General features: G+C 61.3%; 10 protein-coding genes and 1 pseudogene. All 11 read right to left on the bottom strand.

Going from position 1 to position 16,829, the window contains the following annotated elements:
• Nucleotides 1-1,703, bottom strand: a pseudogene (gene uvrD / locus B3187_RS12090) (DNA helicase II); the annotation flags it as partial.
• 148 nt (nucleotides 1,704-1,851) lie between these two features.
• Entirely contained in the window at nucleotides 1,852-3,306 is a 1,455-nt protein-coding gene (locus tag B3187_RS12085; protein WP_286806706.1) for a cryptochrome/deoxyribodipyrimidine photo-lyase family protein, read from the bottom strand.
• Nucleotides 3,303-4,613, bottom strand: coding sequence for a DASH family cryptochrome (locus B3187_RS12080; protein ID WP_286806705.1), 1,311 nt, complete (start codon nucleotides 4,611-4,613; stop codon nucleotides 3,303-3,305). The genes B3187_RS12085 and B3187_RS12080 overlap by 4 nt, the downstream gene beginning before the upstream one ends.
• Before the next feature lie 59 nt (nucleotides 4,614-4,672).
• A complete protein-coding gene (locus B3187_RS12075; RefSeq protein WP_286806704.1) occupies nucleotides 4,673-5,638 on the bottom strand; it encodes a sensor domain-containing diguanylate cyclase in 966 nt (321 codons plus the stop codon).
• On the bottom strand, nucleotides 5,635-6,657 hold the full coding sequence (locus B3187_RS17465) for a response regulator (RefSeq protein WP_339619265.1): 1,023 nt from the start codon (nucleotides 6,655-6,657) through the stop codon (nucleotides 5,635-5,637). Before B3187_RS17465 ends, B3187_RS12075 begins: the two co-directional genes overlap by 4 nt.
• Before the next feature lie 120 nt (nucleotides 6,658-6,777).
• Nucleotides 6,778-10,269: a HEAT repeat domain-containing protein gene (locus B3187_RS12065; RefSeq protein ID WP_286806703.1), complete on the bottom strand. Its 3,492-nt coding sequence runs from the start codon at nucleotides 10,267-10,269 to the stop codon at nucleotides 6,778-6,780.
• A gap of 167 nt (nucleotides 10,270-10,436) precedes the next feature.
• On the bottom strand, nucleotides 10,437-11,204 hold the full coding sequence (locus B3187_RS12060; RefSeq protein ID WP_286806702.1) for a TlyA family RNA methyltransferase: 768 nt from the start codon (nucleotides 11,202-11,204) through the stop codon (nucleotides 10,437-10,439).
• A gap of 1 nt (nucleotide 11,205) precedes the next feature.
• Complete coding sequence (locus B3187_RS12055) at nucleotides 11,206-12,255, bottom strand: metal-dependent hydrolase (RefSeq protein ID WP_286806701.1); 1,050 nt, start codon at nucleotides 12,253-12,255, stop codon at nucleotides 11,206-11,208.
• A gap of 142 nt (nucleotides 12,256-12,397) precedes the next feature.
• Nucleotides 12,398-13,687, bottom strand: coding sequence for a hypothetical protein (locus B3187_RS12050; RefSeq protein WP_286806699.1), 1,290 nt, complete (start codon nucleotides 13,685-13,687; stop codon nucleotides 12,398-12,400).
• Nucleotides 13,688-13,779: 92 nt separating this feature from the next.
• Nucleotides 13,780-14,787, bottom strand: a complete 1,008-nt coding sequence (locus tag B3187_RS12045; protein ID WP_286806697.1) for a GNAT family N-acetyltransferase — start codon at nucleotides 14,785-14,787, stop codon at nucleotides 13,780-13,782.
• A gap of 94 nt (nucleotides 14,788-14,881) precedes the next feature.
• The gene (glmS, locus tag B3187_RS12040; RefSeq protein WP_286806696.1) at nucleotides 14,882-16,711 is read right to left on the bottom strand and encodes a glutamine--fructose-6-phosphate transaminase (isomerizing); all 1,830 of its coding nucleotides are present in this window, start codon (nucleotides 16,709-16,711) and stop codon (nucleotides 14,882-14,884) included.
• Between the last annotated feature and the right edge of the window lie 118 nt (nucleotides 16,712-16,829).

Genomic DNA, 16,829 nt, shown 5'->3' with positions numbered 1-16,829 from the left:
CCCTTGGCCGAGTGCAGGGTCATCAACTGGACCGCGTCTTCAAACTCGTCCGCCTGGGTTTCGCCGGCATCCAGCGCGGCGGTGTCCAGAAACTGCTGCAACACCGACAGCTCGTCTTCCTCGGCGGCATCAAACACCCGGCAGGCGTTGACCAGTTCCTGCAGGTTTTCCTCCCGGGCTTGACCTTTTTCGCCTTTTTCCTTGCGATGAAATTCCAGCAGCCCGGTTTCATCCAGTACCAGCTGGGCGATGTCGCCCAGGGGTTCTTCCGTACTGTGATCGGCGAGCGAGTCGATCAGTTGCATAAAGCCTTTGAGCGCATTCGCCGCCCGGGCGGGCAGGGCGTTGTTGGCAATGATCTGCGCCGAGGCTTGCCACAGGGACAGGTTCTGATCGCGGGCGCACTCGCGGATCGCATCCAGGGTTTTGCCACCGATGCCCCGGGTGGGCGTATTGATCACCCGCTCGAAACCCGCATCGTCATCGGGGTTGGCGATCAGGCGCATATAGGCCAGGGCGTTTTTGATTTCCAGGCGTTCGTAGAAGCGTTGGCCGCCATAGATGCGATAAGCAATGCCCTCGCGCAACAGCGCTTCTTCCAACACCCGGGACTGGGCGTTGGAGCGATACAGAATGGCGGAGCTGGAGTAACTGTTGCCCTGCTTGACCCAGTCTTCGATGCGCTCGACGATAAACCGCGCTTCATCCTGTTCGTTGAACGCGGCGTAGAGTGCGATCGGCTCGCCATCATCCCCGTCGGTCCACAGCTGTTTGCCCAGGCGACCGAAGTTGTTGGCAATCACCGCATTGGCGGCCTTCAGGATGGTACCGGTGGAGCGGTAGTTCTGTTCCAGGCGGATGGTCTGGGTGCCCGGGAAGTCATCGGTAAAGCGCTGAATGTTTTCAATGCGCGCGCCGCGCCAGCCATAAATGGACTGGTCATCGTCGCCCACGGCGGTGACCTTGGCCGTCTTACCGGCGAGCACCCGCAGCCAGGCGTACTGAATGCTGTTGGTGTCCTGGAATTCGTCCACCAGAACAAACGGAAAACGGCGCTGGTAATGCTCCAGGATGTGGGGCTTGTGCAACCACAGCTCGTGAGCGCGCAGCAACAGTTCGGCAAAGTCCACCAAGCCACTGCGTTGGCAGTCCTCCTCGTAGGCACGATAGATCATCAGCATGGTGCGAATATACGGATCGCCGTTGTCCGGGATGTGCTGGGGGCGTAGGCCTTCGTCTTTCTGTCCATTGATGAACCACTGGGCCTGACGGAACGGCCACTTGGACTCATCCAGTTCCAGGCGCTGATACACCCGCTTGATCAGGCGCAGTTGATCGTCGCTGTCGAGAATCTGGAAATTCTGGGGCAGCCCGGCATCCTGCCAATGCGCCTTGAGCAACCGATGCGCCAGCCCGTGGAAGGTACCCACCCACATGCTGCGGGTATTCACCGGCTGGCCGGTATCGGACAGCAGCGTTTCCAGGCGGGCGCGCATTTCCCGCGCGGCCTTGTTGGTAAAGGTGACCGCCATGATGGAGTAGGGCGATACCTGCTCGACCTGAATCAGCCAGGCGATCCGATGCACCAGCACCCGGGTCTTGCCGCTGCCCGCACCGGCCAGAATCAACTGGTTATGGGCGGGGGCGGAAACGGCCTCGCGCTGGGCGTCGTTCAGATCGTTAAGCAGGGCGGATACATCCATGGGCAGGTCGCTGGTTGGTGACTGGGGGTTTTGATGGCGTTAAACGAGCGCGACAGTGTACCGGTTTTTGTGTCCCTTTTCAGGCCGGAAGCGCCTCGAATCTGGATAAACGTACAGGCTCATATCAGGATCGTCAAGGCGATGCGCCTCAGGACGGCCGCACGTGACGCCCCAATACACGCTGACCTTCACGCTTCACCTCGACCCGGTTGCGCCAGCCCCACAAACGCTCCCGCGCGGCACGGGCGGCCTCGGTCAGGTCGACAATGGGTTCGGGGTAGGCGAGATCAAACATCATCCGCTCCATCGGCGCCAGCGCCCAGGGCTGATGGAGCAACGGCACCGGCAACTCGGCCAACTCCGGCAGCCACTGGCGAGTGAAAGTGCCGTCCGCATCCTGCTGCTCCGCCTGGCGCACCGGGTTATAGATGCGGATGGTGTTGACGCCGGTCACCCCGGCCTGCATCTGAAACTGGGGGTAGTGGATACCCGGCTCAAAATCGAGAAACAGGCGCGCGAGATGCGTCACACCCCGACGCCAATCAATGTTCAGGTGGTGGCACAACACGCTGACCAGCATGGCCCGCATCCGGAAGTTGATGTAGCCGGTCTGGTGCAGGCAGCGCATGCAGGCGTCCACCAGCGGGATGCCCGTTTGGCCCTCACGCCAGGCCTGAAGGTCGTCTTCGACCCGGTCATCGGTGCGGTAGGGGAAGGCCTCGTAGGCCCGGTTGACCGGCCGGTGCTCCATGGCGCACTCACTTTCGAACTTCTGGATAAAGTGGCAGTGCCAGTGCAACCGGGAGCTGAACGCGGTCAGGGGGTAGCGCCATCCCGGCGCCTGCCGGCGCTCCAGCGTGGCCTGATATACCTGGCGCAGGCTGAGATTCCCCCAGGCGAGGTAGGGCGAGAGCCGAGAGCAGTGTTCACGGCTGGCGGAGGGGCTGGAAATCGCCCGACGGTAATCCCGCCCCCGATGCTCTAGAAAACTCGCCAGGGTCTGGCGGGCGGTCCGAATGCCGCCGCGCTGAAAGGCCGGATTCTCCCGGCACCACGACTCGGGCGCAGTACCTGAGCCCAGATCCTCCGGCAAAACGACCCACCGGATGCGTTCCAGCTCGGGATCCTGCGGCGCGGCGCCCAGGGTCCGATACCAGTCGCGGTCCCACCGGCGACGATCGGGCAAACCGCGCTGAACGGCGCCGGTGGGTGATTCATGCCAGGGGACGCCCCGCGTCCGACACCAATCCGCGACCGCTTTGTCCCGCTCAAAGGTCACCGCCAGGCCGGTCTCCTGGTGGCTGAACAGGCCCGCCACCGGTCGGCTGCGATCGATCTCTTCCAACAGCGCGGTGACCGACCCCCAGAGCCGGTGAACTTTGCCGCCCAGGGGCGCCAGCACCCGATCGAGATCATCCAGCGATTGCCAGATAAACCGCCAGTGACGCTCGTCGTAGTGAGGGTCATCGAGCAATTCCGGCTCAAAACAGTAGATCAGCGACAGGGGCTCGGGTCGGGTCGCCGCGTCGGCCAGAGGGGCGTGATCGGTCAGGCGCAGGTCGCGCTTCAGCCAGACCAGATTGATGGGTTCAAGCTCAGTCACGAACGGGCAATGGGCCAGTCGGCAGCATCCACCGAATCGAGCGGGGTCAGCTCGCGGTTGTCGCCCCATCGGCGCACGTATTCACCGTCGGGGTCGAACTGGGCGGCCTGTTTCGCCAGATTGAAGTGCCGACCGCCGCGGGGGTCGGCGCCCACGCCGGCAATGTACTGCCAATTGCCCCAGTTGCTGCCGACCTCGTAATCAATCAACTGCAGTTCAAACCAGGCGGCGCCGTAGCGCCAGTCCACCTGCTGCTCGTTGACCAGGGCACTGGCGACAATCTGTCGGGCCCGATTGGACAGATAGCCGGTGCGGTTCAACTGGTTCATGGCGGCATTCACCAGCGGGTAGGGCGTGGCGCCCTCACACCATTTGCGAAACCGCTCGGGATAAAAGCTGGTATTGAGCGAGCGCCTCGGCCGGCCGCCAAACCGATAGAGATCCGCACCATAGGCTCGGGCCATCCACTGAAAGTATTCCCGCCACAGCAGTTCGAACCGGATCCACTCGGTGGATTCATTCGCCCCGTAGTGCCGCTCGTAGTTCACCAGCGCGCTATGGACCTGTCGCGGCGACTGGCAGCCTCGCGCCAGCCAGGGCGAGAACTTGGTGGAGGAAGCCCAGTCGTCCAGCGCATTGCGGGTGTGTTTGTAGTGGGCTGGCGCATCGCTGTCGAAATAGCGAATCCGGTGCATGCGGGCGGCATCTTCCCCACCGCGAAAGCGACAGCCGTTGCGCTCGGGCGGAACCGGTATCTTGCGGCCTTCGGCCGGGCTCGGCGGCAGGGCTGACAAAAAGCCCCGGGCTTCGGGAATCGGGCACTGTTCGACGCGTCGGCGAAACTGCGAAAAGGTGGTTGGCAGCTCCGTCAGGTGAAAACCCAGTTGCTCGGCGTTGAACAGGGTCTGATTCTGAATGTCCACGAAGCTCAGTTGCGGGTAGTGGTCGCGCAGCCACTGCCAGTCACGCCGCTCGTAATAGCCGGGGTGGTCGCTGCGGTAGAGGTGGGTAATGCTGTAGCGGGAAATCAATGCCGGTACGATGTCCAGCGGTCGCGCCCAGATGACGTTTAGATGCTGGCCCAGGCTACGCAGACTGGTGTCCAGGGCGCGAAGCGCTTCCAGTAAGAACCGCTCCCGGTGAATGCCCAGTGGCCGGGTCAGTGCCAGAGAACCGGGCCGGAACCAGGCAGAGTCCACCACATACAGGCAGATCAACTGATCCACTTCCGCTGCGGCACGAGCCAGCCCCGGCTGATCCGATACCCGCAAATCATCTCCGAACCAGTACAAACCTACTCGCCGCACGGCACCCCCTCCGGACGTTTACCCTGAAGGGCAGGTTACGGGCGCCGGTCGGGGTCAGATCATTCGGTAGGGGGTGCAACCACAACCTGATTGCGGCCCTGACGCTTGGCGGCGTAGAGCGCCTGATCCGCTGCCCCGAGCCACTGCTCGGCATCCTGGTAGGCCAGGCTCCAGGGCGCTATGCCCAGACTGGCGGTAACTTCGATGGTCTGATCGAGGCATTTGAGCGGTTGCTGCTCGATCACCGAGCGAATCCGCTCCGCAAAGCACTCGGCACCTTCCAGATCGGTTTCCGGAAGGATGATGGCAAACTCCTCCCCACCGTAGCGACCGGCGATATCGGGTTGGCGCAGATTGAACTTGATCAGACTGGTGACCTGACGGATCACCTCATCCCCCACCATGTGGCCATAGGTATCATTGATCGGTTTGAAATGATCAATGTCCAACATGACCAGAGCCGCTTCGGAACCGTAGCGAAAGTGCCGCTCGAATTCGGTCTGCAGGAACGACTCCCAGGTGCTGCGATTGAGCAGCCCGGTGAGCCCGTCGGTCTGGCTCAGCCGCTTGAGCTGGGCGTTGCTTTTTTCAAGTTGGCGTCGGCTGCTCGCCATATCGGTCACGTCATACACCAGCAGACAGACCCCTTCGACCGCGCCGCGCTGATCGGTCAGCGGGAAGAAGGTGATGTTCTGGAACATGTAGGCTTCGGTGCCGGTAATCGGGCGGCGATTGCGGAACCGGAACAGGTAGGGTCGCTGCTCCCAGACGCTGAAGGTTCGGGTGTTCAGCAGGCGGACGGTGTGCAGCTTGCGCTCCAGCCACTCCCGGGGCAGGTCCGGAAACAGCTGAAACAGATCCGCGCCCTGGGCCTCGTCGGCGCGGATGCCGCTGTGGTTTTCCATAAAGCCGTTCCAGGAACGCACCCGGTTGTCGCCGTCGAGTACCACGATTCCCACCTCGATGGTCTGCAACAGATCCATCAGCCAGTGCACATCGCTCAGGGTAAACTCGGTACGGTTCACGAAGCGCCCTCCGGATCGGGCCGCAGGTAATCCAGCGTTTCCTGCAGCCGGGGAATCGAATCCTCGGTAAACAGTAGCAACAGATTGCCCAGAATATTGTGGTTTTCCACCGCAAAGGACACTTCGATGCTCAGCATCTGCTCCCAGAGGTGGCTGTTGTGGTGCAGCAGATCGTCCATGGTGACGTGGGTGCCGAGCACCACCGGCGGCGTGATTCTCGGCGACAGGTGCAACTGCTCCCCCAGGCCTTTCAGGAAGGCGCCCGCCAGAATGCCGGACAGGTCCATCAGGACTTCGAGCTCTTTGTGGGACGCGTTGTCGTCCTGATAACCGAGCAGGGCACTCATGTCCTCCACGCTGCTATCACTGAACAAGAGCAGCGCTTCCCCGCCCAGGCCTCCGCCCACGAACCCCTGACTGACGCCAGACCACTTGTGGTAGCTGCTGCCAGCGGTCAGCGCCATATTGAGCTCACTGGCCGCAAGCATGTTGACTTTCGGCACCGACAGCTCCACAAACACCCCCAGCAAGCGGGCCAGCAAGTCACCGGCCTGGCCCATGGCGATATTGGCCTGTTCCTGCAACACATCGTGCCAGGTGGTACTGCGGTCAGGGCTTTCCGGGTGCACCGCCAAGCGGCGATCTTCAGAGGGATCGTAGAGCCCGAACTCCACCAGAACCGACTGCAGTTGCGCCGGGTCCAGGGGCTTGCGGATCATCTGGACGGCACCGAGATCCCGCACCCGCTGTTCCGCCTCCGGCTGGATATCCCCCGAGACGACGATCACCAGCGTCGGCCAATCCCGGGCCCGAATTTCCCGTAGCACGGCGTAACCGTCCAGCACCGGCATGTTCAGATCGAGAAACAGGATATGACCCCGATCGGCCTCGAGGTAGCGCAGACACTCCTCGCCATCACAGGCAAAGCTGACCAGTACATCCCAGTCGGGAGGCAGGGCGCGGAGCATTTGCTTGCGAGCGACCAGGGAGTCATCGCAAATCAGGAGCGGGGTGGTCATAGGGACCTTGTTGTCGTTAAAAAAGACCTATGACCGGAGTATATCAGTTAAAGAGAGGCACCACAGGGGTGCCTGTGGCGGAGGCGAGCCGAGGGCGCCTCCGCCAAAAAAGCCTCAGGGTCAGTGCCCCTCCGCTTCCTCTTCGGTGGGCAGGGTCACCAGGTAGGCGACGATATCACGCAACTGGCTGCGATTGAGCAGTTGCCCCATGGGCGGCATGCCCGAGCCGGAGTACTCGGTGGACACCACCTCGGCCTTGGCCACCTCAATGCGCTCCTCGCCATCGACAATGGTCATACTGTCCTGACTCTCGGCCTCAAAGAAACCGCTGACCGTCTGACCATTGTCCAGCGTAACCGACACCCGACCGTGGCCGGCGGGAACCCGGGCGCCCGGGTCCACCAGCGCCTCCAGCAACTGGCGACGGCTCAGCTGGTCCCCGATAGCGGTGAGCTCGGGACCCACCCGAGCGCCGCGGTGGCCGACCATATGACAGCGGATACACTGGGCACTGTTGCTGTAGCGGAACAGGTTCATCCCCGCATTCGGATCGCCGCCCTCCAGGGCTTCCCGGTACACCTCGAGGGGCTTATTGCGGTTCTTGCTCGCCTCGTAGGCCTCCAGCTCGGCGATCAGGGTCTCGTTACCGGTGGCCTGGGCCGCCTCGATCACATCCAGTTGCACCGCGGCAGGCAGCTCACCGGAGCGCAGGGCCGCCAGGGATTCGCCAAGCAACGCGTGGGCACTGGCGTGATCGACATTCGCCAGGGAGCGGTAGGCCGCCTGCTGTTCAGGCAGGGAGCCGTTATTCAGCAGCACCCGATGCAGCTCAACCACCTCCTCTGTCGGCAGGTCGAGCTTGGGCAGCAGGGCCAGCGCGGCCATGCGCACGTCGGTATCGGCGTCGTTGGTGGCGGTCAGGGCCGCCTGGCCCATATCCGGGTAGTCCAGCGTGAACAGCGCCTCCAGAGCCGCGGCCCGAACCATCGGGCTGGCGTCGTCTTTCAGGGTTGCCGCCAGGGCGTCGCTGGCACCTTCGATGCCGAGCATCGCCAGGGCGCTGGCCGTGGCCGCACGAACTTCCGGGCTGCGATCCTGCAGCAACTCGGCCGACAGGGCCATCAAGGGTTCGCTGGCCTGCTCGCTCGGGTGGGATACCACTCCGCGATGACGGCCCGTCACCCGATCAAAGGCCGAGCTCTCCGGCCAGACCGACAGGGTGTGAAGGGCCTCGGCGCGCAGGACACCGTCGATGTCGTCGCGTTGGGCGAAGCCCAGCAGGCGCTCCACCGAAGCGTCGCCACCCACATAGAGGTTGGCGTTGATCAGGCGGCGCAGCAGAGGCTCATTGGTAAATTCCGTGGTTGCCAGCAGCTCGGCCAGGGCCGGCAGCGCGGCATCCACGTAATGATCGTCGCTGATGCCGCGGGCGGCGTTGGTCACCACAAATTCACTGGCATCATCCAGGAAGCGGGCCAGTTCCGGGCTCTGCAGGCGTTTCAGCGCCACCACGGCGGCAATGCGCACCGCTTCGGAGGCGTGAGTCTCCAGGTTGCCCAGCGTCTCGGCATCGCCCATGCGAGCCAGGGCAATCGCCCCGGCCTGACGAAGGTAGACATCTTCATCGTCGTTCGTTTCCAGCATGGCGATCACCGCCGACTGATCCTGCGGGTTACCGATGCGACCGAGCGCCTGGGCGGCGAAGAACTGCACCCGGGCACTGTCATCGGTCAGTAGGGGCAAGAGGTCCGGGCGGGCATCGGCAAAGGCCACATCGCCCAACACCTTGGCCACCTGGGCACGAATTTCGGGATCGGCATCACTCAGCAACGGCAGCAGCACGGCGGCACGGCTCGAGTCCTGACGGGTAAGCTGGCCAATGCCCCAGAGGGCGTGAATACGGGCCAATTGATGATCGCTGTTCTGCGCGACCTCCAGCAGGCTGGCCTGATCGTCACGGGCCGCGAGAGCCAATTGGGCGCGCTGACGCACACGCATATCAGGGTGACTCAGGTGCTCTACTAGCTCATTCGCGTCACGTTCAGCGAAGTTCGCCTCCAGAAGCGCCTGGGTATTGTCCCGCTGAGCCTGGTCGACGCCTTCGGTGACATCCATTTTCCAGATACGGCCCTTGCCGTTGATGCCCCAGCCTTCGATCCAGTCGCTCATGAACAGCGAACCGTCCGGACCAAAGTCCAGGCCGGTGGCCTGTACGCCGCGGAAGATGTTCTGGTCTGAAGCCAGTTCGAACGATGCACCTTTGGGTTCCAGGGTAAACGCGTTGATACCGGAGCGGGCCGCCGAGCCGACAAACTCCACCACGAAGAAATGGTTGTTCCAGCGCTCGCTCAACGCCGTGCCCGGGTTGTACACCATGCCGGTGGGGCCGGCGTGATAGGGGGCGATGGGAGGCAGAATGTGGGCGGACTGGTCTTCAAAGCGGGGTTTGAAGTAGTCCTCGTCCATCCACACCTTGTAGGTGTTGTTTTTCGGGTCCTTGTATTTCCCCAGTTGCCAGTTGGTGCGCCAGCCGGTGTCGGAGCCGTCAATCAGGTAGACCACCCGCTCGTATTCACCCTCATGGTCGCCATCGTTATCGACGGTGATCAGGTTGCCGTATTTATCGAACGTGAACTCGTGGGTATTGCGCACGCCGCGGGCAAACACTTCAAAATTGCTGCCGTCGGGCTCACTGCGGACGATCACGCCCTGATTGGGGTAGGCGTACTCGTTGCCGTCAACGTCGGTGATATTGGCGCCAATGTCGCCGATTCCGTAGTAAATCCGGCCATCCGGCCCCAGCGTGACGCCGGACATGCCGTGGCCACTGAACCCCACGTGCACGGCAAAACCATCGGAAATGGCCTGCTTGGTATCGGCTCTCAGGTCGCCATCGGTGTCTTTGACCCGCCAGGCGTTCGGGGCAACTCCCAAGAACAGTTCATCCAGTTCGTTGTGATAGTAGATGCCGCCCAGCACATCGGTCACTTCGCTGTGGAAGTCCTTCAGGAAGCGCCGGCTTTCATTGGCCCGGCCGTCACCGCTGGTGTCCTGCAGGAGAATGACTTCCTCTTTGACCACCGCCAGATCTCGCCAATCCCGGGAACCGTCGTTGTTGCGGTCGTCCAGCCAGGCATTCTGCTCGCTGTTTACCGGGGCCAGCTCTTCTTTCAGAAACGCCCGCCGATCCTCGACGCTGGTCCAGGTCATGGAAGAGTGTTCCCAGTCCGGGTAGCGGCGGATATCAAACTCGGAGTTGTTGCTGCGGTTGGTCACCGCGGCCCACACCCGGCCCTGGTAGTCCACACTGATCGCCACCGGGTCGGCCAGCAGTTTCTCCGACGCCCAGAGATCCACGCTCAGGCCGTCAATCGGCTCAAGGTTCACCTGGCGCATCACCCGCTCGCGGGCGGAATCAGCTTCGGTATCACTCAAGGCAATCACTGCCGCATCGGTATCGCTGAGCGGAGCCACCGCTTCAGACTGAGCGGGCGCCTGACGTTGTTCCGGGGTCGGGGAGGAGGTGTTGTCATCCGGCGCGCAGGCCACCAGCAACACGGAGAGGGACGCCGCAACCAGCGGGCGACCGAAAACGGGGTCTCGTTGTTTCATTGCCTTCTCACACATCTTTATGGTTTTGGATGATTCATGCAGCTTGGGCGACCGGTTGGGAGAGCCTGCTCAGAAGCCGCGCTTACTTAGGGTGGTACAGACCACGAGGGAGTATAGGGGAGCGCTGAGAAGATTTATACGTCTTATCAGCTAAAAAATGTTTATGTTTAAAACTCCCCGAACGTTTTTGTCGCCGATATAAAGAACTCCCGATTACCATCACCGCCCTTGATCGGGCTCGCAAACCAGGCATTGACCGTCAGTCCCAGGGTGTCGCACTGGGCGCGAATTCGCTGCTCCACCTCGGCATAGAGACGATCGTCGCGGACAATTCCGCCTTTACCGATGCCCGCCTTGCCCACTTCAAATTGCGGCTTGACCAGGCTGAGCAGGTGCCCGCCCGGTTTGAGCAGCGCCGGCAACCCGGGCAAAATCAGCGTCTGGGAGATAAAGGACACGTCCATCACAATCAGATCAAAGCCCTCTGGCGCCTCCGCCAACAGGGTGTCTCTGGGCAGATCCCGGGCATTGATGCCTTCAAAAAACACCACCTTGGGGTGGGTTCTCAGGGCGGGTACCAGCTGATCCCGACCGACATCCACTCCGACCACCCGGGCGGCGCCGGCCTGCAACAGACAATCGGTAAATCCGCCCGTGGACTGGCCCACATCCAGTGCCACCCAGCCCTCGGGATTCAGGCCCGACTGCGCCAGCGCGCCACGCAACTTCAAGCCACCGCGGGAGGCGAACTGATCTTCATCCCCCGGCTCGACGTCCAGAGCCTGATCTTCCGACACTTTGGCGCTGGCCTTGTTCAGTACCTGCCAATCGCCGCTCGCCTGACAGCGAACCCGCCCGGCCTCGATCATTCTCTGGGCCTGACTGCGGGTATCCGCCAGGCCACGGCTTACCAGAGCTTTATCCAATCGTTCCACATTATTGCCTTTCGCTGGGAGGTTCTTGGGTAAGTGAAGACTCACCATCACCTGACTTCACTCGGGGCGGCGACAGGGGTTGCCCCTGGGCTCGGCGAACGATCCAGCGCAGGCCGGCGCCGATATCCGGGCGCTCCATCTGCAGTTGCGGCGGAACCGGTTGCCATTGCCCATCCACCCGCTCGGCCACCACAAAGTTGAAGCTGTAAAAGGGCTCTTGCCCCATGCGCAGGTCGGTAATCCGCGCCACTCCGTCCCGCGCGCTGACTTTGAAAAATCCCTTACTGAACCAGGCGATTCGCTGCACCCCCCAATCGTTCTGTAGGGATTCATACAACGCCCGGTCGCGCTCGAAGCGATCGAACTCAATGGCACGGTCGCCATCGGCCAGGGCATAGAAGCCCTCGTAATAGTTATCCGGCGTCATGACCAACACCCGCCAGAGCAGTGTGTTGAATGCACTGGGGGTCACCAGGACCCGCTCGACCGGCCAGTCCCGGTCCGCCAACTCGCGCTCGACTCGGGTTTCTACCCAACTCTGGGCCGCCATACTCCAGAGCAGATAGCCCGTGGTCAGCGCCAGTCCCCAGTGGTTCGCCCGGTGCCGACCGCCCAGCGCCAATAGCAGCCCGACCAGCAGTGGCAGCGTGTACAGGGGGTCGATGATAAACAGGCTGGCCACCCCGAACGGGTAGTCGGTAAATGGCTGACCGATCTGGGTCCCGTACACCGTCATGGTGTCGAGCAGCACATGGGTAATCAGAATCAGCCACAGCGCGGCCCACCACCGTCGGAAGCCTCCGGAGGGCATCCAGCGGGTGATCAACCAGGCAAACAACGGAGAGAGCAGCGACAGATAGAACAGTGAGTGGCTGGCGCCGCGGTGATAGGTGACATTGCGGATCGGATCGCCGTAGTCCACAAACGAATCCAGGTCCGGCAGGGTGCCGAAAAACGCGCCCACCAGTGCCGAGCGCCAGACCGGCACCCGCCGGCCCATTACCGCGACACCGACGGCGGAGCCGAGGGTCATTTGTGTCAGTGAATCCATCTTGGTCTGCGTGCCTCTCAGATCGGGCGGCCTGCGGCCGATACAAGCCGCGCTATTTTACGCGACTGAACCACCGAATGTTACGCCAGAGAAGCCAAAAGCGACGCCAATTAGTCAGGCACTTGAGGAGAATGAGCCGGACTCAGTCCCCCAGAAGATAAGCCTCAACAATGTCCGCATAATCAACCGGCTGAATGACATAACCCCCGTTCTGAAAACGCTGTAACTGCAACCGGTCTTCCCCGACCGAATGCACCACCCCCTCCAGTGTGCGCCCGTTGGCGAGTCGGAGTTCCACCGTTGCATCTTTCGCGTTGCGCAGCGCCTCCATGGTGATCCGACCTTCGTCGTCTTGCGCTTGCCCGGTATCACCAGACTGCTCCGCTTCACTATCCGAATCAACGGTCCTCTCCCGGCGCGCTTCCCGCCAGGCTTGGGCTTCGGCCTCGTCCATGGCCGACAGGTCCAGGCGCTTCATTGGGCCCTGATTGACCGATAGCTGCATGGGCAGGTAATAGAGCATCAGCTCCGTTGACATGCCACTGAGGTCGTCAGCGTGCAGGCTGCCGCTGGGTTTGATCTGCACCCGGAACTGATCCGGGTTGGACAAAAATTCCCGATAACCATCAACCAGGGTCGGCCCGGCAGTCAATCCAAATTGGTGCCAGACATCCTGCCAGGCACTCAGGTGCTGAGCGAGAAACGCCTCCCTATCCAGACCGGTCTGTTCAGTGCAGAACGCCGACACACGCTGGGCATAGCCTTTATCCTGATAATCAATCACTACGCTCAGCAATTGGGCATTGGCCATGGCCATCGCAACAGCCGGCGCATGACGTGACGGCGCGCCAAGGGAAAAGTCCATCTCGACTCGGGTGTTGTTCATCTCCCGCATCAGGGTGTCGACGGTCAGGTTCAAGAGCTCGCCATCACCCACCAGGCGATAATCCACCCGGGTATCCATCACGAATTCGGAGTAGCCCATCTTCACAATGTCCAGTGCGCTGAAGGCCGTCCGATCACCACAACCGGCGGCGGCGAAGGAATCCGTGACCCCCAGATTACCGGATTCGGTCACACTGGACAGGGGGATACGGATGCCATCAAACGACACACCCAGGCGGGTGGGTAATAACTGCTCGCGAGCATCCATGGCCAGGCGATGGACCCCCATCAGCCCACCGGTATGCAGCGAAGCCCGATCGATGCTGACGGCGCTGGGCATACCGGGTACCCGGAGCAGAATGTCCTCGACCCGAATATCACCCGACAGACCAATGACCACCTCGCGATAGTCCAGATTGCCGCCCATCTGCCCCAACAGGCGAGCGGCACTGTCCACCCGCTGCTCCACCTGCCGCTCGTAATAATAGTGACCACCAAGCGCCGCGATCGCGACGAGCAGCAGTATGGCTATGAGTATTCGCTTCATAATATTCCCTGCGTATGGCACCTAGTCAGTAAACAAACCCTGTACTCTAATCGAGCCCGCGCCTTTGTGTTGAGACACCCGTCACTGCCCGATCATAAAAAGTACCGGTGCAGCAGTAACCCGGCGCACACCGCCCAGAGTCCCAGGCTGAACACCGGCAAGACAACCATGACACGCACAGTAACGGACTGCTTGCCGGTTTTACGATCGAGGTACGAGGGGATGGATGGCAACACCCCGGCCAAGGCGTCATCAAAGCGGCGCAGGTTCTTTTTGTGATGATTCAGAAACGCGAGCCCTGACTTCAACTTCAGATAGAACATGATGTTCACCACAAACCCGAACACCACCAGGACACTGACAATCCAATTATTGGTGGTGGTTGGATCCCGCTCCAGCAGGAAACCAAAGGCCGTGAGCAGCGCCGTCATAAAGGTGACCAACATACCCAACTTGGTCCAGTTCAGGTTGTCCTCATGCATGTAGAGGTTGACCGTTCCCTGTTCTTTTTCGATCAAATGCTGCACCAGTTCAGAGCGGTCCACCTGCGCCATACGAGTCTGAGGTCGGATGCCGGTTTTGGAATAGAACCAGATGGAACGGGTGCGGGTCACGCCATCGTAGTCGGCCGGGGGGTGCAGATCCCACAAATGGCCGAAGCCCAGTTTGCGATGGTATTCAATCGACTTGGTGTTCAGCGGCTCGTTCACAACCGCCGCCAGCGCCAGCTCAGTATCCATCTCGTCAAAGAGCTTCTGGTACAGCGCCGACGCCGCACCGCGCACCTTGCCGCTACTGCAGATCTGCTTGATCAGGGTAAATGGCTGAATCACGGAATAACGCAGGCAGGAATTGATCACCTCTTCGGGCTTGATCGATTCACTTTTATAAGCCAGCAGAAATCCACCCAACTTGCCGTCTTCCTCGGCCACCCAGAAGTACTCGGCGCTGTCCACATATGCTTTGTAGACATCGAGGGAAAAGTTGGAAATCAGAAAACCGGTATTTTCCGGGTCTTTCAGATTCTCCAGCAGAAATCGCTCAGCCAGCGCATGCAGCGCCGGCACATCATCGTAGGTGGCCCTTCGTATTGTGATCATCCTGCTGTCTACCTCTGCGTTATTGTTGGCGATCCGATCCACCAAGTTAGTACTCGATGGTTCGGATCGCCTCAGAATCTACAAAGGCGACAGGTTACTCGACCGTCACACTCTTCGCCAGGTTACGTGGCTGGTCCACGTCGGTGCCTTTGATGATGGCCACGTAGTAGCTGAGCAATTGCAGGGGCAGGGTGTAGAGAATGGGCGCCAGCCAGGGGTGGCAGTGGGGGACGTTGATGACCCGCATGGTCTCATCCGAGGAGAAGTTGGCTTCCACATCGGCGAACACATAGAGGATGCCCCCGCGGGCGCGGACTTCTTCCACGTTGGATTTGAGCTTCTCCAACAGCTCATTGTTCGGCGCGACCACGATGATGGGCATCTGGGCATCGATCAGCGCCAGGGGGCCGTGCTTGAGTTCGCCAGCCGCGTAGGCCTCGGCGTGGATATAGGAAATTTCTTTGAGCTTGAGCGCACCTTCCATCGCAATCGGGTACTGATCGCCCCGACCGAGGAACAGGGCGTGGTGTTTATCGGCAAACTCTTCGGCCAGATCTTCAATGCGCTCGGCGAGCGACAGTGACTCTTCGAGCTTGGCCGGCAGACCTTTCAGGGCCTGAACCATGTCGGCCTGCTGTTCGGTACTCAGGCCGTTGTATTTGCCCAGTGCCAACACCAGCATCGCCAGGCCCACCAGTTGGGTGGTGAAGGCTTTGGTGGAGGCCACACCGATCTCCGCCCCGGCGCGGGTCATAAAGGCCAGATCGGATTCGCGCACCAGAGAGGAGCCCGCCACGTTGCAGATGGTCAGACTGCCAAGATACCCCAGCTCCTTGGCCAGACGCAGAGCGGCGAGGGTGTCGGCGGTTTCGCCGGACTGACTGATGGTGACCACCAGACTGTCGGGCTGCACCACGGACTTCCGGTAGCGGAATTCACTGGCGATTTCCACGTTGCAGGACACATTCGCGAGCGATTCCAGCCAATAGCGGGCGACCATGGCGGAATGGTAGCTGGTGCCACAGGCGACGATCTGGACGTGCTTCACTTTCTTCAGCAGCTCGGCGGCCCCGTTGCCGAAAGTTTCGTCCAGTACACTCTCTTTGCCCAGACGGCCTTCGAGGGTGTTGGTCACCGCGTGGGGCTGCTCGTAAATTTCCTTGAGCATGAAGTGACGGTATTGGCCCTTGTCCCCGGCGTCGTAGCTGACGGTAGACTCATGCTCTTCGCGCTCGACGGCATTGCCGTCTTTATCAAAGATGCGCACGCTGGTGCGGGTGATTTCCGCCACATCACCTTCTTCCAGAAAGATAAACCGGCGGGTCACCGGCAGCAAAGCGAGTTGGTCCGAGGCGATAAAGTTTTCCCCAATGCCCAGGCCGATCACCAACGGGCTGCCGGAGCGGGCCACCACCAGACGCTCGGCGTCGTTGGCGTCCATCAGTACGGTGCCGTAGGCGCCGTCGAGCTGTTTCACCGCTTTCTGCACCGCGCTCAACAGATCGCCGGTCTCCAGACGGGTTTGGTGGACCAGGTGGGCAATGACCTCGGTGTCGGTCTGGGACTCAAACTGGTAACCCGCCGCTTCGAGTTCTTTTTTCAGGGCGGTGTGGTTTTCGATGATGCCGTTGTGTACGACGGCCAGCTGGTCGTTGGAGACGTGTGGGTGGGCGTTGCGCTCGCTCGGCTCACCGTGGGTGGCCCAGCGGGTGTGGGCAATACCGGTGCCGCCCGGGGTGGGGCTGGCGGCGACGGCGTCGGCGAGTTCTTTGACTTTGCCCAGCCGGCGCAGGCGTTTGAGTTCACCGTTGTTGACCACGGCCACACCGGCGGAGTCATAGCCCCGATACTCGAGGCGCCGAAGGCCTTCGACCAATATATCCACCACATCCCGCTGCGCTACGGCGCCTACGATGCCACACATAATCTTTCTCCTTTGAGAATGAAACGTTCTTAACTAAGTATTGGGGTAGGAGTTGGGTAACCCCTTCACGGACCGTCGCCGGCGGGATTCCGGCGTCGAGCCTACAGGGATGTATTTA

Source organism: Marinimicrobium sp. UBA4209, assembly GCF_002381585.1.
In the GTDB taxonomy this organism is placed as follows: domain Bacteria; phylum Pseudomonadota; class Gammaproteobacteria; order Pseudomonadales; family Cellvibrionaceae; genus Marinimicrobium; species Marinimicrobium koreense.
This window is presented reverse-complemented; position numbering and strand designations above follow the sequence as displayed.